This is a genomic window from Pseudomonas sp. SLBN-26 (assembly GCF_006715895.1).
GTDB lineage: Bacteria > Pseudomonadota > Gammaproteobacteria > Pseudomonadales > Pseudomonadaceae > Metapseudomonas > Metapseudomonas otitidis.
In genome coordinates this window covers 4,140,696-4,158,711 of the sequence record NZ_VFOB01000001.1, presented here as the reverse complement: position 1 = coordinate 4,158,711, position 18,016 = coordinate 4,140,696, and the positions used below count along the sequence as shown (strand labels likewise).

The 18,016-nt window shown below is 68.7% G+C and carries 20 protein-coding genes and 1 other RNA gene; 14 read left to right on the top strand and 7 right to left on the bottom strand.

Annotated features, from left to right (window positions below; translation table 11 throughout):
* Positions 1–82 precede the first annotated feature (82 nt).
* Together ubiD and FBY21_RS19195 are read left to right on the top strand one after the other, a co-directional pair.
* Positions 83–1,549, top strand: coding sequence for a 4-hydroxy-3-polyprenylbenzoate decarboxylase (gene ubiD / locus FBY21_RS19200; RefSeq protein WP_044400925.1), 1,467 nt, complete (start codon positions 83–85; stop codon positions 1,547–1,549).
* Positions 1,550–1,601: 52 nt separating this feature from the next.
* Positions 1,602–2,567 carry a CDP-6-deoxy-delta-3,4-glucoseen reductase gene (locus FBY21_RS19195; protein ID WP_142012996.1) on the top strand — a complete coding sequence of 322 codons (966 nt, stop codon included), beginning with the start codon at positions 1,602–1,604 and terminating at the stop codon, positions 2,565–2,567.
* 27 nt (positions 2,568–2,594) lie between these two features.
* Here FBY21_RS19195 and FBY21_RS19190 read toward each other — a convergent pair whose 3' ends face one another.
* A complete protein-coding gene (locus FBY21_RS19190; RefSeq protein ID WP_142012993.1) occupies positions 2,595–3,491 on the bottom strand; it encodes a LysR substrate-binding domain-containing protein in 897 nt (298 codons plus the stop codon).
* A gap of 211 nt (positions 3,492–3,702) precedes the next feature.
* Here FBY21_RS19190 and FBY21_RS19185 point away from each other — a divergent pair, with 211 nt between their 5' ends.
* From FBY21_RS19185 to FBY21_RS19165, 5 genes are all read left to right on the top strand, one after another.
* Positions 3,703–4,824, top strand: a complete 1,122-nt coding sequence (locus FBY21_RS19185; protein WP_142012991.1) for an ABC transporter ATP-binding protein — start codon at positions 3,703–3,705, stop codon at positions 4,822–4,824.
* A gap of 13 nt (positions 4,825–4,837) precedes the next feature.
* Positions 4,838–5,746 (top strand): ABC transporter permease, encoded by a 909-nt coding sequence (locus tag FBY21_RS19180; protein ID WP_074967041.1) that lies wholly within the window; start codon positions 4,838–4,840, stop codon positions 5,744–5,746.
* On the top strand, positions 5,746–6,552 hold the full coding sequence (locus FBY21_RS19175) for an ABC transporter permease (RefSeq protein WP_409563800.1): 807 nt from the start codon (positions 5,746–5,748) through the stop codon (positions 6,550–6,552). Before FBY21_RS19180 ends, FBY21_RS19175 begins: the two co-directional genes overlap by 1 nt.
* Positions 6,553–6,572: 20 nt before the next feature.
* On the top strand, positions 6,573–7,607 hold the full coding sequence (locus FBY21_RS19170) for an extracellular solute-binding protein (RefSeq protein WP_142012986.1): 1,035 nt from the start codon (positions 6,573–6,575) through the stop codon (positions 7,605–7,607).
* Between the two features lie 132 nt (positions 7,608–7,739).
* On the top strand, positions 7,740–9,200 hold the full coding sequence (locus FBY21_RS19165; protein ID WP_142012984.1) for an amidase: 1,461 nt from the start codon (positions 7,740–7,742) through the stop codon (positions 9,198–9,200).
* Between the two features lie 33 nt (positions 9,201–9,233).
* Here FBY21_RS19165 and FBY21_RS19160 read toward each other — a convergent pair whose 3' ends face one another.
* Entirely contained in the window at positions 9,234–10,211 is a 978-nt protein-coding gene (locus FBY21_RS19160) for an NADPH:quinone oxidoreductase family protein (RefSeq protein WP_142012982.1), read from the bottom strand.
* Between the two features lie 181 nt (positions 10,212–10,392).
* Between FBY21_RS19160 and FBY21_RS19155 the strand changes: the two genes are divergently transcribed.
* Positions 10,393–10,809 (top strand): flagellar basal body-associated protein FliL, encoded by a 417-nt coding sequence (locus FBY21_RS19155; RefSeq protein ID WP_142012979.1) that lies wholly within the window; start codon positions 10,393–10,395, stop codon positions 10,807–10,809.
* 12 nt (positions 10,810–10,821) lie between these two features.
* Here the strand turns inward: FBY21_RS19155 and FBY21_RS19150 are convergent, their stop codons facing one another.
* Positions 10,822–11,271, bottom strand: a complete 450-nt coding sequence (locus FBY21_RS19150; protein WP_142012977.1) for an EVE domain-containing protein — start codon at positions 11,269–11,271, stop codon at positions 10,822–10,824.
* 209 nt (positions 11,272–11,480) lie between these two features.
* On the opposite strand from FBY21_RS19150, the gene FBY21_RS29600 reads away from it, so the two are divergent.
* Positions 11,481–11,624 (top strand): hypothetical protein, encoded by a 144-nt coding sequence (locus FBY21_RS29600; protein WP_164707296.1) that lies wholly within the window; start codon positions 11,481–11,483, stop codon positions 11,622–11,624.
* Between the two features lie 28 nt (positions 11,625–11,652).
* Here FBY21_RS29600 and FBY21_RS19145 read toward each other — a convergent pair whose 3' ends face one another.
* The 4 genes from FBY21_RS19145 to FBY21_RS19130 form a co-directional block, all read right to left on the bottom strand.
* Entirely contained in the window at positions 11,653–12,252 is a 600-nt protein-coding gene (locus tag FBY21_RS19145) for a 5-formyltetrahydrofolate cyclo-ligase (RefSeq protein WP_142012975.1), read from the bottom strand.
* 7 nt (positions 12,253–12,259) lie between these two features.
* A non-coding RNA gene (gene ssrS, locus FBY21_RS19140) (6S RNA) lies at positions 12,260–12,438 on the bottom strand.
* Positions 12,439–12,472: 34 nt separating this feature from the next.
* Positions 12,473–12,787: a cell division protein ZapA gene (locus FBY21_RS19135; RefSeq protein ID WP_044402134.1), complete on the bottom strand. Its 315-nt coding sequence runs from the start codon at positions 12,785–12,787 to the stop codon at positions 12,473–12,475.
* Positions 12,784–12,993 carry a TIGR02449 family protein gene (locus FBY21_RS19130; RefSeq protein WP_044402137.1) on the bottom strand — a complete coding sequence of 70 codons (210 nt, stop codon included), beginning with the start codon at positions 12,991–12,993 and terminating at the stop codon, positions 12,784–12,786. The genes FBY21_RS19135 and FBY21_RS19130 overlap by 4 nt, the downstream gene beginning before the upstream one ends.
* A gap of 158 nt (positions 12,994–13,151) precedes the next feature.
* Between FBY21_RS19130 and FBY21_RS19125 the strand changes: the two genes are divergently transcribed.
* Genes FBY21_RS19125 through FBY21_RS19105 form a run of 5 tightly spaced genes read left to right on the top strand, consistent with a single transcriptional unit; the run spans position 13,152 to position 17,990 of the window.
* Entirely contained in the window at positions 13,152–13,706 is a 555-nt protein-coding gene (locus FBY21_RS19125; protein ID WP_044402140.1) for a YecA family protein, read from the top strand.
* Positions 13,707–13,752: 46 nt separating this feature from the next.
* Positions 13,753–15,087, top strand: a complete 1,335-nt coding sequence (gene pepP, locus FBY21_RS19120) for a Xaa-Pro aminopeptidase (RefSeq protein ID WP_044402143.1) — start codon at positions 13,753–13,755, stop codon at positions 15,085–15,087.
* Between the two features lies 1 nt (position 15,088).
* Positions 15,089–16,273 (top strand): 2-octaprenyl-6-methoxyphenyl hydroxylase, encoded by a 1,185-nt coding sequence (gene ubiH, locus FBY21_RS19115; protein WP_142012973.1) that lies wholly within the window; start codon positions 15,089–15,091, stop codon positions 16,271–16,273.
* A gap of 7 nt (positions 16,274–16,280) precedes the next feature.
* Positions 16,281–16,763, top strand: coding sequence for a DUF4442 domain-containing protein (locus FBY21_RS19110; protein WP_044402148.1), 483 nt, complete (start codon positions 16,281–16,283; stop codon positions 16,761–16,763).
* A 9-nt stretch (positions 16,764–16,772) separates the two neighbouring features.
* Complete coding sequence (locus FBY21_RS19105; protein WP_044402151.1) at positions 16,773–17,990, top strand: 2-octaprenyl-3-methyl-6-methoxy-1,4-benzoquinol hydroxylase; 1,218 nt, start codon at positions 16,773–16,775, stop codon at positions 17,988–17,990.
* The last annotated feature ends 26 nt before the right edge of the window (positions 17,991–18,016 follow it).

Genomic DNA, 18,016 nt, shown 5'->3' with positions numbered 1-18,016 from the left:
CGGGTGTTCATTCGTCCTTCTGGAAGGCCCCCATCGGCGCTAAACTCTGCGCCCCGACCTGCACGCCCCGAGAGGCTCACGCATGCAGTATCGCGACCTGCGCGAATTCATCAGCGGCCTGGAACAACGTGGCGAGCTCAAGCGCGTCACCGCCCCGGTCTCGCCGATCCTGGAAATGACCGAAATCTGCGACCGCACCCTGCGCAAGCAAGGCCCGGCGCTGCTCTTCGAGAACCCCACCGGCTACGACATCCCCGTGCTCGGCAACCTGTTCGGCACGCCCGGACGCGTGGCCCTCGGCATGGGTGCGGATGACGTCTCCGAACTGCGCGAGATCGGCAAGCTGCTGGCCTTCCTCAAGGAGCCCGAGCCGCCCAAGGGGCTCAAGGATGCCTGGTCCAAGCTGCCGATCTTCAAGAAGGTCATCAGCATGGCACCCAAGGTCCTCAAGGACGCCCCCTGCCATGACGTGATCGAGGAAGGCGACGACGTCGACCTCGGCAAGCTGCCGATCCAGCACTGCTGGCCCGGCGACGTGGCACCGCTGATCACCTGGGGCCTGACCATCACCCGCGGCCCCAACAAGGAGCGGCAGAACCTCGGCATCTACCGCCAGCAGGTGATCGGCCGCAACAAGGTCATCATGCGCTGGCTCAGCCACCGTGGCGGCGCGCTGGACTTCCGCGAGTGGTGCCAGAAGCACCCGAACACGCCCTACCCCGTCTGCGTCGCCCTCGGCGCCGACCCGGCGACCATCCTCGGCGCGGTGACCCCGGTGCCGGACACCCTCTCCGAGTACGCCTTCGCCGGCCTGCTGCGCGGTCACCGCACCGAGCTGGTCAAGGCCATCGGCTCCGACCTGCAGGTCCCGGCCAGTGCCGAGATCGTGCTGGAAGGCGTGATCCATCCCGGCGAGACGGCCCCGGAAGGCCCCTACGGCGATCACACCGGCTACTACAACGAGGTCGACACCTTCCCGGTGTTCACCGTCGAGCGCATCACCCGTCGCCGCAAGCCCATCTACCACAGCACCTACACCGGCCGCCCGCCGGACGAGCCGGCCATCCTCGGCGTGGCGTTGAACGAAGTCTTCGTGCCGATCCTGCAGAAGCAGTTCCCCGAGATCACCGACTTCTACCTGCCGCCCGAAGGCTGCTCCTACCGCATGGCGGTGGTGACCATGAAGAAGCAGTACCCCGGCCACGCCAAGCGCGTGATGCTCGGCGTCTGGTCGTTCCTGCGACAGTTCATGTACACCAAGTTCGTTATCGTCACCGACGACGACATCAACGCCCGCGACTGGAACGACGTGATCTGGGCCATCACCACCCGCATGGACCCCAAGCGCGACACGGTGATGATCGACAACACCCCCATCGACTACCTGGACTTCGCCTCGCCCATCTCCGGTCTCGGCTCCAAGATGGGCCTGGATGCCACCCACAAGTGGCCGGGCGAGACCACCCGCGAGTGGGGTCGCGCCATCGTCAAGGACGAGGCGGTAACCCGTCGCGTGGACGAGATGTGGTCCAGCCTGGGTATAGATTGAGCACAGGGGCCAGGGCGCCCCTGAACGCCCGCCATAACAAAGAGAACACCTCTTGAGAGTGACCTTGCAGCCCTCCGGAGCGGTCCTGCAAACCGCCCCCGGGGAAAACATCCTCGCCGCCGCCCGGCGCCTGGGCTACGACTGCCCGCAGAGCTGCCGCAACGGCAATTGCCACATCTGTGCCGCCCTGCTGGTGGAAGGCCGGGTGCGCCAGGGCGGCCGCGAGCTGGACCATGGCGAGCTGTTCACCTGCCTCGCCGAACCCCTGGAAGACTGCGTCCTGCACTGGGACGGCGTGCTCGCCCCCGGCGAACTGCCGGTGCGCAGCCTGAGCTGCCAGCTCACCGCCTGCACCCCGGTCGGCGGGGACGTCTGGCGGGTCGGCCTGCGTGCCCCGGCCGGCAAGCCGCCGCGCTACCACGCCGGGCAGTACCTGCTGATCGAGCGGGACGATGGCGAAGCGTCCGCCTTCTCCATCGCCTCCGCCCCCAGCGCCGGGCGTGAACTCGAACTGCACGTCCTCGGCCGTGAGCCCAGCGCCGCCGCCCTCCTGCAGCAACTGCAGCGCGACGGCCTGGCGCGGGTCCGCCTGCCCTTTGGCGACACCCACCTGGCCGAGCTGCCCGACGGCCCCCTGGTGCTGATCGCCGCCGGCACCGGCATGGGCCAGATGCAGAGCCTGATCGAGCATTGCCGTGCCGCCGGGTTCGCCCACCCCGTGCACCTGTACTGGGGCATGCGCCGGCCGGAGGACTTCTACGAGCTGGCGCACTGGGACGACTGGCAGGGCCTGCCGAACCTCACCCTGCACCGGGTGGTCAGCGACCCCAGCGACTGGCCCGGCCGCCACGGCCTGCTGCACGAGGCCGTGCGCGAGGACTTCCCCGACCTCAAGCCGTTGCACGTCTACGCCAGCGGCTCGCCCGCGATGGTCTACGCCACCCTCGATGCCCTGGTGGAAGCCGGCATGGATGCCCACCAGATGCGCGCCGACGTCTTCGCCTACGCGCCCCGCTGAACCCCGCGACGCCGGGCGTGCCCGGCGTCAGGCCAGCTCCGGGAACTCCCGGCGCAGCTCCGCCGACAGCCAGTCGATGAACCACTCCACGTCCGTGCTGTGCGGCCCGGGCGGCAGCAGCGCCTGGTAGCGCTCCAGCGGTGCCTGCAGCGGCAGCGCACGCACCAGGCTGCCGGCGGCCAGCTCCTGGTGCACCAGCACCTCGTTGGCCAGGGCGATGCCGTGGCCCTTCTCCGCCATGCTCAGGGCGTGGTCGTTGCTGATGTAGAGCACCTCGGAGCTGACCCGCAGCGGGCAGCCCAGTGCCGCCAGCCAGGCGTTCCACCACTCGCCGTCGTCGACGTGGATCAGCTTGTGCGTCGCCAGCTCTTCCGGGCCCGCCAGCGGGCCATGGGCCGCCAGGTACGCGGGCGAGCAGACCGGGAACACGTTGGGGTGCAGCAGGGTGACCGTGCGGCGGCCGTATTGCCCGGGCAGGCCGTAGGCGATGCCCAGGTCCGCCCGCTGGCCGTCCACCGCCTCGAAGGTGGGGTTGGGCTCGATGGCGATCTTCAGCCCCGGTCGCTGTTCCAGCAGGGCTTCCAGGCGCGGCATCAGCCAGCGCTTGGCGAAGGCCGGCACCACCATGATCTTCAGCCAGCGCGCCGTCCCGCCCGGGGTCAGCTCATGGCCGGCATCGGCGATCTGTTGCAGCGCGCTGGCGATCTTCTCGTAGTAGCGCTGCCCGGCCGCAGTCAGCGACACGCCGCGTGGCGTACGGTCGAACAGGCGCACCCCCAGCCACTCCTCCAGCAGCTTCACGTGGCGGCCGATGGCCGGCTGGGTGACATGGAGGTCCCGCGAGGCGGCAACGTAGCTGCCCAGGCGGGCGGCGGCCTCGAAGGCACGCACGGCATTGAGCGGCGGCAGGCGCTGGATCGACATGGCTGAAGGGCTCGCGGTCAGGTATTAAATTTTTTAACAGCGACTGTAAGAAAATTGAGCTTTCTGCTCAACCGCCTTTCCCCGACCATCCGTCCCCAGCAGCCCCACAACAACCGGGCCCCGAGCCCGACGCTGCACCTGTCTCTAGTCCTGCCAGAACAACGACAAGACCCCCGCCCACCGGGCGCAGGGGAAGGAACCGGAGGTATTCATGAGTGCCCTGCACAGCCCGCCGACCACTGCGGCGGTGTCCATCCGCGCCGTGCGCAAGGTCTACGGCGACCCCCAGAGCGGCCCGGTGGCGCTGAAGCGCGTCGACCTGGACATCCGCGACAACGAGTTCTTCACCCTGCTCGGCCCTTCCGGCTGCGGCAAGACCACCCTGCTGCGCATGATCGCCGGCTTCGAGTTCCCCACCGAAGGCGAGATCCGCCTGTTCGGCGAGAACATCGCCGACCGGCCGCCCTACGCCCGCCCGGTGAACACCGTGTTCCAGCACTACGCGCTGTTCCCGCACATGACGATCGCCGAGAACCTCGCTTTCGGCCTGGAATCCCACCCCATGGGCCGGCGCCTGAGCAAGGCCGCCGTGGCCGAGCGGGTGCGCGAGATGCTGGCGCTGGTGCAGATGGAGGCCTTCGCCGAGCGCCGCCCGGCCCAGCTCTCCGGCGGGCAGCAGCAGCGCATCGCCCTCGCCCGTGCCCTGGCGCCCCAGCCCAAGGTGCTGCTGCTGGACGAGCCGCTCTCCGCCCTCGACCTGAAGCTGCGCCAGGCTATGCGCGAGGAGCTGAAGAGCATCCAGACCCGCACCGGCATCACCTTCATCTTCGTCACCCATGACCAGGAAGAGGCCCTGGCCATGTCCGACCGCATCGCCGTGCTCGCCCAGGGCGAGGTGCAGCAGGTGGGCGGCCCGGACGACATCTACGAGCGCCCGCGCAACCGCTTCGTCGCCGACTTCATCGGCGAGACCAACTTCCTCCCGGCCCGTCTCGAAGCGCTCGACAGCCAGGGCGCGCACTTCCGCCTGCCCGGCGGTGCGGTGCTCCAGGCGCCGGCCTGCAACGGCCTGGCCATCGGGGCCGAGGCCAGCCTCTCGGTGCGCCCCGAGCGCCTGCACCTGCTGGCGGACGCCACGCCCGACAGCCTGCCGTGCCAGGTGCTGGCACGGGTCTACCTGGGCACCGACCTGCAGTACCGGGTCGCCCTGGACGACGGCACGCCGCTCACCGTGCGCCTGCCCAACAACGCCATCCAGGGACGCCAGCCCGAGGTAGGCGCCCGTGCCGGCCTGCGGGTCGAGCCGGGCAGCGCCTGCGTGCTGCTGGACTGAGGAGGACAGGACCATGCGCACCCTCACCCACAGCCTGGAACGCCGCCGCGCCCTGGCCAGCCTGCTCGGCGTTTCGCCGGCGCTGGTCGCCATCGGCCTGTTCCTGGTGGTGCCGATCCTCATCGTGGTCGGCTATTCCCTCATGCAGGCCAACCCCTACGGCGGGGTGAACCCGCAGTTCAGCGTCGAGGCCTATGTCTCGCTGCTGTTCGAACGCCAGCTGGACGACAGCCTGGCCTTCGCCGATGCCTACCTGGTGATCGCCCTGCGCTCCATCGGCATCGCCGCCGCCACCACCGTCATCACCCTGCTGGTGGGCATTCCGGTGGCCGTCTGGCTGGCGATGCAGCCGGCGCACCGGCGGGGCCTGTTGATCTTCCTCATCACCGTGCCGTTCTGGGCCAACCTGCTGATCCGCACCTACGCCTGGATCCTGCTGCTGCGCGGCACCGGCGTGGTCAACGGCACGCTGATGGGCCTCGGCCTGATCCACCAGCCGCTGAACCTGCTGTACACCGACGGTGCCGTGCTGCTCGGGCTGGTGTACACCTACGCGCCCTTTGTGGTGCTGCCGATCTACGCCACCCTGGAGCGCATGGACCTGCGCCTGCTGGAGGCCGCCCAGGACCTCTACGCCGGACGCTGGCGCACCCTGCGCAAGGTGGTGCTGCCCATCGCCCGGCCCGGCATCCTCGCCGGCGCCATCCTCACCTTCGTGCCCTGCCTGGGGGCGATGGTGGCTCCTGAGCTGCTTGGCGGCGGTACCCGCATGATGCTGGGCAACCTGATCTTCCGGCAGTTCAGCGACGCTCGTAACTGGCCGCTGGGCTCCGCCCTGTCGCTGGTGCTGATGGCGGCGGTGATGCTGGTGCTGATGGTCTACGCCTGGCGCGCCGGCCGTGCGGCGGGAGGTGCCCGATGATGCGTGCCCTGTTTCGCAACCGTCGCCCCGGCGTGCGGGACTTCCCCGGCTTCGGCGCCCTCAGCCTGCTGTTCTACCTGTACCTCTACGCGCCGATCCTGGTGCTGGTGGTGCTGTCGTTCAACGCCAACCAGTCGGCCACCGTGTGGGCCGGCTTCAGCCTGGACTGGTACCGCGCCGCCTTCGCCAACCAGGCCCTGCGCCAGGCGGCCGGCAACAGCCTGCTGATCGCCGTGTGTGCCAGCCTGGCTGCCACCGCCATCGCCACCCTGGCGGCCCTGGGCACCTCACGCGGGGCGCGCTTCAAGGGGCTGCGGCTGTCCATGGGGACGATCATGCTGCCGCTGGTGCTGCCGGAGATCGTGGTTGGCGTCGCCACCCTGGCGCTGTTCTCCACCCTCGGCCTGTCGCTGGGCTACGGCAACCTGATCATCGCCCACACGGTGTTCTGCATCCCGTTCGCCTACCTGCCGATCCGCGCCCGGCTGAACGACATGGACCTGTCCCTGGAGCAGGCCGCCGCCGACCTCTACGCCGGCCCCTGGCGGACCTTCCGCAAGGTCACCCTGCCGCTGCTGGCGCCGGGCATGGTCTCGGGGCTGATGCTGGCCTTCATCGTCTCGCTGGATAACTTCGTGATCTCGATGATGGTGGCCCAGGCCGGCACCACCACCCTGCCGATCTTCATCTTCGGGCTGTTGCGCATGGGCGTGACGCCTGACGTCAACGCCGTTTCCACCTTGATCCTCGGGGTCTCCGTGCTGTTCGTGACCCTCTCTTATCTGCTCGGCAAGAAGAAGGCCTGAGCCCAAACCGGAGCAAGACGATGAACACATTGAGTGCTGTTGCAGGTATTTCGCTGGCCCTGGGCCTGGCGTCGGCCACCCAGGCGGCCGAGCAGTTGAACGTGGTGAGCTGGAGCGGCTACTTCTCGCCGCCGATCCTGGCCAAGTTCGAGCAGGAGACCGGCATCAAGGTCACCGTGGACTCCTATGACTCCAACGAGACGCTGCTGGCCAAGCTCAAGCAGGGCGGCGCCGGCTACGACGTGGCCATCCCCTCCCACCAGTTCGTGCCGATCCTGGTGCAGGAGAAGCTGCTGGAACGCTTCGACCCGGCCGGCCAGCCCTACTACGCCAACATCCAGGACCAGCTGAAGAAGCCCGCCTGGGACCCGGAAGGCGCCTACGCCGTGCCCTTCATCTGGGGCACCACCAGCGTGGTGCTCGATCGCGCCCGCTACGACGGCCCGGCCGACAGCTACGCCGTGCTGTTCACCCCGCCCGCTGCGCTGCAGGGGCGCATCAACATGTTCGACTCGGCCAGCGAGGTGATCGACACCGCCAGCCTCTACCTGGGCATCCCGCTGTGCAGCGAGGACCCGAAGCAGATGCAGCAGGTGCTGACGCTGCTGAAGAACCAGAAGCCCTTCGTGAAGACCTACAGCTCCAAGGCCGGTTCGATCCGCGAGAACCTGGCCTCGGGCGAGGTGGACATGTCGATGTTCTGGGGCGGCTCGTCCATGCGGGCGCGGGAGATGAAGCCGAGCCTCACCTACCTCTACCCGAAGGAGGGGGTGATGGCCTGGGTGGATAACCTGGTGATCCCCGCCGGGGCGAAGCATCCGGAGAACGCCAAGCGCTTCATCGCCTTCCTCAGCCAGCCGGAGAACGCGGCGCTGACCCAGAACTTCCTCAAGCACCAGAGCCCGATCAAGGGTGTGGAGCCCTACCTGGACGCCAGCCTCAAGGATGCACCGGAGTTGCACATTCCCGAGGGCACCCGCGTGGTGTTCAGCCAGACCTGCGGCGAAGGGGCGATCCGCCTGGCCGACCGCATCTGGACCAGCCTGATGCGCTGACCCGACTCTCCCGAGGCCTGACGATGCGCGCCTGCTCCGGCAGGCGCAGCGGCATCGCTCGCCTCGGCAACGCGCCCGCACCGCGAGCGACGCGACCCGAACCCCGATGGAACTGGAAGAAGGCTGCACGCCATGAGCCCGAACACGCTTCACCCCGAACTCGTCCAGCTGCAGGCCCATGAGCTGGCCGAACGCATCCGCCTGCGCCAGGTGTCCTGCCGCGAGGTGATGCAGGCCTATCTGGCGCAGATCGAGCGCTTCAACCCCGAGGTCAACGCCCTGGTCAGCCTGCAGCCGGAGGCGCAACTGCTGGCCGAGGCCGACCGGCGCGACGCCGAGCTGGCCCGCGGCGAGTACCGCGGCTGGATGCACGGGCTGCCCCACGCCATCAAGGACCTGTCGCTGACCCGGGGCATCCGCACCACCTTCGGTTCGCCTCTATTCCGCGACCACGTGCCCGAGCGCGACGGCATCATGGTGGAGCGCATCCGCGCGGCCGGCGCGATCCTCATCGGCAAGACTAACACCCCCGAATTCGGCCTCGGCTCCCACAGCTACAACCCGGTCTTCGGCGTCACCGGCTGTGCCTACGACCCTGTTCGCAGCGCCGGTGGCAGCAGCGGCGGCGCGGCGGCGGCACTGGCGCTGCAGATGGTGCCGGTGGCCGACGGCAGCGACATGATGGGGTCGTTGCGCAACCCGGCGGCTTTCAACAACATCGTCGGCTTCCGCCCGTCCCAGGGGCGGGTGCCCTTCGATGACAGCGCCGACCTGTTCGTCGACCAGCTCGGCTACGAGGGCCCGATGGGTCGCAGCGTGCGGGACGTGGCCTGGCTGCTCTCGGTGCAGGCCGGCTTCGACGCCCGCGCGCCGCTGTCCATCGCCGAATCCGGTGCGGCCTTCGCCGGGCCGCTGGAGCGGGACTTCACGGGCGCGCGCCTGGGCTGGCTCGGTGACCTGGGCGGCTACCTGCCCATGGAGCCCGGCGTGCTGGCGCTGTGCGGCAGCGCCCTGGCGGACTTCGAGGCACTGGGTTGCCAGGTCGAGGAAGCGGCCCTGGGCTTTGCTCCGGAGCGCCTCTGGGCCTGCTGGCGAACCCTGCGCCACTGGCTGGTGGCCGGCTCGCTGGCGGCGGCCCATGCCGATCCGGCGCGGCGCGAGCGGCTCAAGCCCGAGGCGGTGTGGGAGGTGGAGAATGGCCTGCAGCTGTCGGCCATGGAGGTGTACCGCGCGTCCGTCACCCGCAGCGACTGGTACCGCGCCATCAGCCGCCTGTTCGAGCGTTATGACTTCCTGCTGCTGCCCAGCGCCCAGGTGTTTCCCTTCGACAAGCACTGGGATTGGCCGAAGGCCATCGCTGGCAGGTCCATGGACACCTACCACCGCTGGATGGAGGTGGTGATCCCCGGAACCCTGTCCGGCTGCCCGGTGGCCAGCGTGCCGGTGGGGTTCAACGAGATGGGGTTGCCGATGGGGATGCAGGTCATCGGTCGGCACCACGCGGACCTGGCGGTGCTGCAACTGGCCCATGCCTACGAGCAGGCGACGCAGTGGTACGCGCGTCGCCCGCCACCCCTGCTGGCGCAGGGGTGATGGGGCAGGCCCCGGCGCTGCCGGGGCCAGGGTTCAGCGGACGGTGACCACCACCTTGCCCACGGCCTTGCGCTGGCCGAGGGCGTTGATGGCCTCGGCGGCCCGCTCCAGGGGGAAGGTCTGGGACACCAGCGGCTTGAGCTTGCCTTCGGCATGCCAGGCGAACAGCTGCTGGAAGTTGGCCAGGTTGTCCTGGGGCTGGCGCTGGGCGAAGGAGCCCCAGAACACGCCGACCACCGCCGCGCCCTTGAGCAGGGTCAGGTTCACCGGCAACTCGGGGATGCGGCCGCTGGCGAAGCCGACCACCAGCAGGCGGCCGTTCCAGGCGATGGAGCGGATGGCTTCGTCGAACAGGTCGCCACCCACCGGGTCGTAGATCACGTCCGCACCCTGGCCGCCGGTCAGTTCCTTGACCTTCTCCTTCAGGCTGCTGGTGCTGTAGTTGATCAGCAGGTCGGCGCCGGCAGCCTTGGCCACTTCCAGCTTCTCGTCACTGCTGGCGGCGGCGATGACCCGCGCGCCCATGGCCTTGCCGATCTCCACCGCTGCCAGGCCGACGCCGCCGGAGGCGCCGAGCACCAGCAGGGTTTCCCCCGGTTGCAGGTTGGCGCGCTGCTTGAGCGCGTGCATGGAGGTGCCGTAGGTCATGCCGAAGGCGGCGGCGGAATTGAAGTCGATGCCCTTGGGGATCGGCATCACGTTGTAGCCGGGCACGGCCACCTGCTCGGCGAAGCTGCCCCAGCCGGTCAGCGCCATGACCCGGTCGCCGGGCTTGAGGTGGGTGATCTTCTCGCCGACGGCGGCGACGGTGCCGGCGGCTTCGCCACCCGGGGAGAAGGGGAACGGCGGCTTGAACTGGTACTTGCCTTCGATGATCAGGGTGTCCGGGAAGTTGACCCCGGCGGCGTGCACGTCGATCAGCACTTCGTTCTTCTTCGGCTCGGGGCTGGCAACCTCTTCGAGCACCAGGGTCTCGGCGGGGCCGAAGGCCTTGCACAGGACGGCTTTCATGGGGGATTCGATCCTCGTTGGCGACCGGCCCGGCGCCGGCCCTGTGGTCAGGCAGTGTAGGCGGGGGGCAGGGTCGGTCAACGAGCATGGCCGGTCCTGATAGGGCTGCATAAGCATCGGGCTTGGGCTCGCCCCGGGCTGTGGCTATGCTAGCGGGCACGCCCCATCAGGAATCCCTCCCGTGAAGACCACTCTCGCTCTGCTGCTGGCCCTGCTGATCCCCTTCTCCGCCTTCGCCTCGGAATCCGAGGGAGGGGCCAAGGAGGGCGAGGCGCCCAAGGTGCTTTATCTCGACCTGGTGCCCGCGCTGGTAGGCAACTACGGCGCCGGGCCGAAGCTGAAGTACTTCAAGGCCGACATTTCCCTGCGGGTCACCGGGGAAGACGCGAAGAAGTCGGTGGAGTACCACGAGCCGCTGATCCGCAACCAGCTGGTGATGCTGTTCGCCCAGCAGACCGACGAGTCGCTCAGCTCGGTGGAGGGCAAGGAAGCACTGCGCCAGGAAGCGCTCAAGCAGGTGCAGCAGGCGCTCAACCAGGAAGAAGGCAAGCCGCTGGTCGAGGACCTGTTGTTCAACAACCTGATCGTGCAGCCCTGACGGGCTGCGGTTTCAGCGCAGGGCCAGCACGGCCTGCCATTCGGCATCGGTCACCGGCATCACCGACAGGCGCGAGCCCTTCTGCACCAACGGCATTGACTGCAGGGCCTCTGCCTCGCGCAGCTGCGCCAGGGGGATGACCCGCGCGAAGGCCTCGACGAATTCCACGTCCAGGGCGCTCCAGGGGTTCTTCTCGTGGCTGGCCTTGGCGTCGAAGTAGTGGCTCTGCGGGTCCAGGGCCGTCGGGTCGGGGTAGGTGGCGCCGACGATGCGGGCAATCCCGGCGATACCCGGCTCCGGGCAGCTGGAGTGGTAGAAGAAGAACAGGTCGCCCGGGTTCATCGCACGCATGAAATTGCGCGCCTGGTAGTTGCGCACCCCGTCCCAGCGCGCTTGGCCGAGGCGTTGCAGGTCGTGGATCGACAGTTCGTCGGGTTCCGATTTCATCAGCCAGTGGGGCATGAACTTTGCTCCTGAAAAGTGGTCCTTGCGCCAACGGAAAGAAATGTAACGATTAGCCGACAATCGGTTGGCGTCATAATTGCGCGTTATCACGGCTTGCCTGAAAATGCCGCGCTTCGAGCCGGACGTTGCCGCACAGCCCACTCAAAAAACCAGAAAATCGCCGCAAGTCATCGCGGGCACCATGCCTTGAAGGGGGAGGCATTTCGATGAAGCGTAAACCCGATCTTCTCTGGGTACTGGTCATCATCTTCGGCCTGGGCGTGGTCACCACGGGCTACACCCAGAGCCTCTGGGAGCAGCGCCAGGGCAGCGCTCCCGCTGGCGTGATCACCCAGCAGCAACAGCCCTGACCCCCGGGCGCCCGTCCTTCCGGCGCCCTCAGCGATACCAGCCGCCGTCCGTCACCGTGCCCTGGAGGCGGACGTCCCAGCTCGCCAGCGGCAGCCGATCCACCTTCTGGCATTCATGGGCCAGGCCCAATAACGTCGGTTTCTGCCCCTGCTTGCGGCGTGACCGGTAGGCCAGGCTGCGGTCGTAGAAGCCGCCGCCCATGCCCAGACGGCCGCCTTCCTCGTCGAATCCCACCAGCGGCATCAGCAGCAGGTCCAGCGTCCACACCGGCCGCTGCCGCGCCGTATTGGTGCGCGGCTCTTCGATGCGGAAGCGGTTGCGCACCAGGCGCTCGCCGGGCATCAGGCGCTGGAAGGCCATGCGCGTGCGCGGCCAGGCATTGAGCACTGGCAGGTAGGTGGCCTTGCCCCGTCGCTGGGCCTCGCGCAGCAGCGGTCGCGGGTCGATCTCGCCGTCGTTGGGCAGGTACAGCGCCAGGTGGCGGGCACGGCGGAACAGCGGGTGCTGCGCGAGCTGACGGTACAGCGCACGGGCGGCTTTCTTCTGCTGGAGGGGGGAGAGCTGGCGGCGTTGTTGCCTGAGGAGGCGCCGCAGGGCCGGGCGGGAGAGGGTGCCGGCAGTGACCATGAAAATATGACTCCCCGGTTATGCCGCTGTCGGGTTAGCCCTTGAACCCGAAAGTTCAAGGTGGAGGTTGCAGGAGGCGTTAAGGCTTTCCGTCAGGCGGACATGCACACCGGCCCCACTTACAACCCCCGTGGTTGTGCGTATCGGCTCAGGGACATCACCGACTGGCAAACACACCAGGGAGCTGGCGGCGAGTATACCCCAAGAAAGGTCGGTGGCGTCAGGCCCCGGGTGCATCCTGATCGGTGGCCAGGGCGTGGTCGACCCGTTCCAGCAGGTCGCGCACCCGTTCACGGGTGGACGTGGCCTCCTGGTCGAGGCGCTGCTGCTTGTGCAGGAGTTCGTGGGTGATGTTGAGCGCCGCCATCACGGCGACGCGATCGGCGCCGATTACCTTGCCGCTGTTGCGGATCTCGCGCATCTTGCCGTCCAGGTAGCGGGCGGCGCTTTCCAGGTTGGCGCGCTCGTCCGAGGGACAGGCGATGCAGTAATCCTTGTCGAGGATGTGGACGGTGACGGTATTGGACTGGGTCATGAATCCTGCTCCAGGGCTTTCAGGCGCGAAATCATCGCTTCGACCTTCTGCCGGGCCAGTTCGTTCTTTTCGATCAGATGAGCGCGTTCTTCTTTCCACATCCTCTCGTTCGCGAGCAGTTGCCGGTTGTGCGCCTTGAGCTGCTCCACGCGCTGGATCAGGTGTTCCAGGCGGGTGGCGAGTGCTTTCAGGTCGGCATCTTCCATGGGCTTTCTACTCGGCGATGAGTGGACGGGGACTATACAGGACCGGCCCGATCCAGGGACAAACCCCGCGGCGACGTCGCATGGTCTTGGCGCGCGTGCCGATGCTAGGATACGAGGCCGTCATTCTAGTGATTGCGCCCCCCGGCGCCTAGCCACCCATGCCCAGCCCGAACTCCCCGTATTCCGCATTCGCCGCGCTGCTCGCCAGCACCGGCCAGCCCGTTTCCCCTGCCGAACTCCACGGCCTGCTCCTGGGGCGCAGTTGCGCCGGAGCCGGCTTCGAGCCCGAGCCCTGGCTGGAGGATGCTGCCGAACTGCTCGGCGCCTCGCCCGAGGACAACCTGCGCCAGGCCCTGATCGGCCTGCAGGAGATGGTCAAGGGCGAACTCACCGGCGGCGAGATGGCCGTCGTGCTGTTGCTGCCCGACGACGAAACGCCCCTGTCCGAACGCGCAGCGGCCCTGGGCCAGTGGTGCCAGGGTTTCCTTGGCGGCTTCGGCCTCACCGCGCGTGAAGGTGCGCTGTCAGGCGAAGCGGTCGAAGTCCTACAGGACCTTGCTTCCATCGCCCAGGTGCAGAGCGCCCTGGAAGATTCCGAGGACGGCGAGACCGACTACATGGAAGTGATGGAGTACCTGCGCGTCGCCCCCCTGCTGCTGTTCAGCGAATGCAACCGGGGCGCCGCACCGGCGCCGAAGACCTCCCTGCACTGACCCGCGTCACGGGTGCCATCCCGGCACCCTCGATCAAGGAGCGCGCATGACCCGTATCCCGAAGTCCGAATTCGCCCGTCGCCGCAAGGCGCTGATGGAGCAGATGGTGCCCAACAGCATCGCCATCCTGCCCGCCGCGCCGGTGTACATCCGCAACCGCGACGTCGAGCACGTCTACCGCCAGGACAGTGACTTCCAGTACCTCAGCGGTTTCCCCGAGCCGGAAGCGGTGATGGTGCTGATCCCCGGACGGGAACACGGCGAGTACGTGCTCTTCTGCCGTGAGCGTGACCCCGAGCGTGAACTGTGGGACGGCCTGCGTGCCGGCCAGGACGGCGCCACCCGTGACTACGGCGCGGACGACGCCTTCCCCATCGGTGACATCGACGACATCCTCCCCGGCCTGATCGAAGGCCGCTCGCGGGTCTACTACTCCATCGGCACCAACCCCGAGTTCGACCACCACCTCATGGAGTGGGTCAACGTGATCCGCTCCAAGGCCCGCCAGGGCGCCCAGCCGCCGAACGAGTTCGTCGCCCTGGACCACCTGCTGCACGACATGCGCCTGTACAAGTCCGCCGCCGAGATCAAGGTCATGCGCGAGGCCGGCGAAGTCTCCGCCCGTGCCCATGTCCGCGCCATGCAGGCCGCCCGCGCCGGCCTCTACGAATACAGCCTGGAAGCCGAGCTGGAATACGAGTTCCGCAAGGGCGGCGCGAAGATGCCCGCCTACGGCTCCATCGTCGCCGCCGGCAAGAACGCCTGCATCCTGCACTACCGCGAGAACGACGCCCTCCTCAAGGACGGCGACCTGGTGCTGATCGATGCCGCCTGCGAGCTGGACTGCTACGCCAGCGACATCACCCGCACCTTCCCCGTCAGCGGCCGCTTCAGCCCCGAGCAGAAGGCCATCTACGAGCTGGTGCTGGCCGCCCAGGAGGCCGCCTTCCTCGAGATCGCCCCCGGCAAGCACTGGAACGAAGCTCACGAAGCCACCGTGCGGGTCATCACCGCCGGCCTGGTGGAACTGGGGCTGCTGCAGGGCGAGGTGGATGAGCTGATCGCCCGCGAAGCCTACAAACCCTTCTACATGCACCGTGCCGGCCACTGGCTGGGCATGGACGTGCACGACGTCGGCGAATACAAGGTCGGCGGCGAATGGCGCGTCCTCGAGCCCGGCATGGCGATGACCGTCGAGCCCGGCATCTACATCGGCGTCGACAACCAGGACGTGCCGAAGAAGTGGCGCGGCATCGGCGTGCGCATCGAAGACGATGTCGTGGTCACCCGGAAAGGCTGCGAGATCCTCACCGGTGGCGTACCCAAGACCGTCGCCGAGATCGAAGCCCTGATGGCCGCCGCCCGCAGCGAGGCCGCCTGACATGGCCCGCACCCAACTGGCGATCGTCGGCGGCGGCCTGGTGGGTGCCAGCCTGGCCCTGGCCCTGCAACAAGGTGCCCGCGAGCGGGGCTGGAAGATCGTCCTGATCGAGCCCTTCGCCCCCGGCAACAGCTACCAGCCCAGCTACGACGCCCGCTCCTCCGCCCTCTCCTTCGGCACCCGGCGCATCTACGAACGCCTCGGCCTCTGGCCGGCCATCGCCCAGCGCGCCGAGCCCATCCTGCTGATCCACGTCTCCGACCGCGGCCGCTTCGGTGCGGCGCGGCTGGCTGCCATCGAAGAGGGCGTCCCCGCCCTCGGCTACGTGGTGGAGAACGCCTGGCTCGGGCAGTGCCTCTGGCAGGCCCTGGATCCGGACGTGGTCACCTGGCACTGCCCGGCGGAAGTGGTGCGCATGGAGCCGCTGGAAGGCGGCTACCGCCTCAGCCTCAACGACGAGACCCAGCTCGAATGCGACCTGGCGATCCTCGCCGACGGCGGCCGCTCCAGCCTGCGCGAGCAGCTGGGCATCGGCGTGCGCCGCAACCCCTACGGGCAGACCGCGCTGATCGCCAACGTCAGCCCGCTGGAATCCCACCGTGGCCAGGCCTTCGAGCGCTTCACCGACGAAGGCCCCATGGCCCTGCTGCCGCTGCCGGAGAACCGCTGCGCGCTGGTCTGGACCCGGCCGGGCAATGACGCCCAGCGCCTGGCCGGCCTCGACGACCGTGCCTTCCTCGGCGAACTGCAGGCCACCTTCGGCTACCGCCTGGGCGCCTTCTCCCAGGTCGGCGCCCGCCACCTCTACCCGCTCACCCTGATCGAGGCCGAGGAGCAGGTGCGCCCCAACCTGGTGGTGCTCGGCAACGCCGCCCACAGCCTGCATCCCATCGCCGGCCAGGGCTACAACCTGTCCCTGCGCGACACCGTGGCCCTGGCGGAAACCCTGCTGGCCAGCACCGCGCCCCTGGGCGACCTCGCCACCCTGCAGGGCTACCTCGCCAGCCAGCGCCTGGACCAGGACCTCACCGTCGGCTTCTCCGACCAGGTCACGCGGCTGTTCTCCAACAAGGAGCCGCTGCTGGCCACCGGGCGCAACCTGGGCCTGCTCGGCCTCGACCTGTTGCCCCCGGCCAAGCGCTGGTTCGCCCGCCAGGCCATGGGCCTGGGCACCCGCCCGGTCTGACCGCGCCATGGCGGACCGCCGACTGGCGCGCAAGGCGCGCATCCTGCGCTGGGCCTTGAACCTCTACCCGCCCTACCTCGGGGCGGGTATCCGCGTGCGGCAGATCAGCGCAGACTTCCGCCTGGTGCGGGTCAAGATGGGCCTGGGCTGGTACAACCGCAACTACGTCCGCACCCAGTTCGGCGGCTCGCTCTACAGCATGACCGACCCCTTCTACATGCTCATGCTGATGCAGCTGCTGGGGCGCGACTACATCGTCTGGGACAAGGCCGCCCACATCGACTTCATCGCCCCCGGGCGCGGGCCGGTGTACGCCGAGTTCCACATCGATGACGCGCTGATCGAGCGCATCCGCCAGCACACCGCCGGCGGCGACAAGTACCTGCCCGACCTGCACGTCGACGTGCACGACGGCCAAGGCACCCTGGTGGCCCGGGTGCGAAAGACCCTCTACGTGCGGCTCAAGCCGCAGGCGCGACAAGGCGCATAAGGAACGGACATGCAAGCGGATCTGATCATCGTCGGTGCAGGCATGGTGGGCAGCGCCCTGGCCCTGGCACTCAAGGACAGCGGGCTGGACATCCTCCTGATCGACGGCAGCCCCCTCAGCGTCAAGCCCTTCGATGCCGAGGCCGCATTCGAGCCCCGCGTCAGCGCCCTGTCCGCCGCCAGCCAGCGCATCCTCGACCGTCTCGGCGCCTGGCCGGGCGTCGTCGCGCGGCGCGCCAGCCCCTACGGCGAGATGCAGGTCTGGGATGGCACCGGCACCGGCGCCATCCACTTCTCCGCCGCCAGCGTCCATGCCGACGTGCTCGGCCACATCGTCGAGAACCGCGTGGTGCAGGACGCCCTGCTGGAGCCCCTGCACGACAGCGGCATCGGCCTGATGCCCAATGCCCGCCTCGAACACCTGCGCCATTCCGGCGACGACTGGCTGCTGACCCTGGTGGACGGCCGCCAGCTCCGTGCCCCGCTGGTGATCGCCGCCGACGGCGCCAACTCCGCCGTACGCCGCCTGGCCGGCTGCGCCACCCGCGAATGGGATTACCTGCACCACGCCATCGTCACCAGCGTGCGCTGCGAGCAGCCGCACCGGCGCACCGCCTGGCAGCGCTTCACCGACGACGGCCCGCTGGCCTTCCTGCCGCTGGACCGCCAGGGCGACGAGCACTGGTGCTCCATCGTCTGGTCCGTCACCCCGGAAGAAGCCGAGCGGCTCATGGCGCTGGGCGACGAAGCCTTCTGCAGCGCCCTCGGCGAGGCCTTCGAGCACCGCCTGGGGCGCGTCGAGCACAGCGACCCGCGCTTGTGCATCCCCCTGCGCCAGCGCCATGCCAAGCGCTACGTCGAGCCCGGCCTGGCGCTGATCGGCGATGCCGCCCACACCATCCACCCGCTGGCGGGCCAGGGGGTCAACCTCGGCTTCCTCGACGCCGCCGTGCTGGCCGAAGTGCTGCTGCACGCCCATGCCCGTGGCGAGCGCCTGGCGGACGAGAAGGTGCTCAGCCGCTTCGAGCGCCGCCGCATGCCCTACAACCTGGGGATGATGGCGGCCATGGAGGGCTTCGAGCGCCTGTTCCAGGCCGACCCGCTGCCCCTGCGCTGGCTGCGCAATGCCGGCCTGCGCTGGGTCAACCAGCAGCCCGAGGCCAAGGCGCTGTTCGTGCGCCAGGCCCTCGGCCTCTCCGGGGACCTGCCGGACCTCGCCCGCGCCTGACCGTCCGGGGCCTCGCGCCCCGGAGA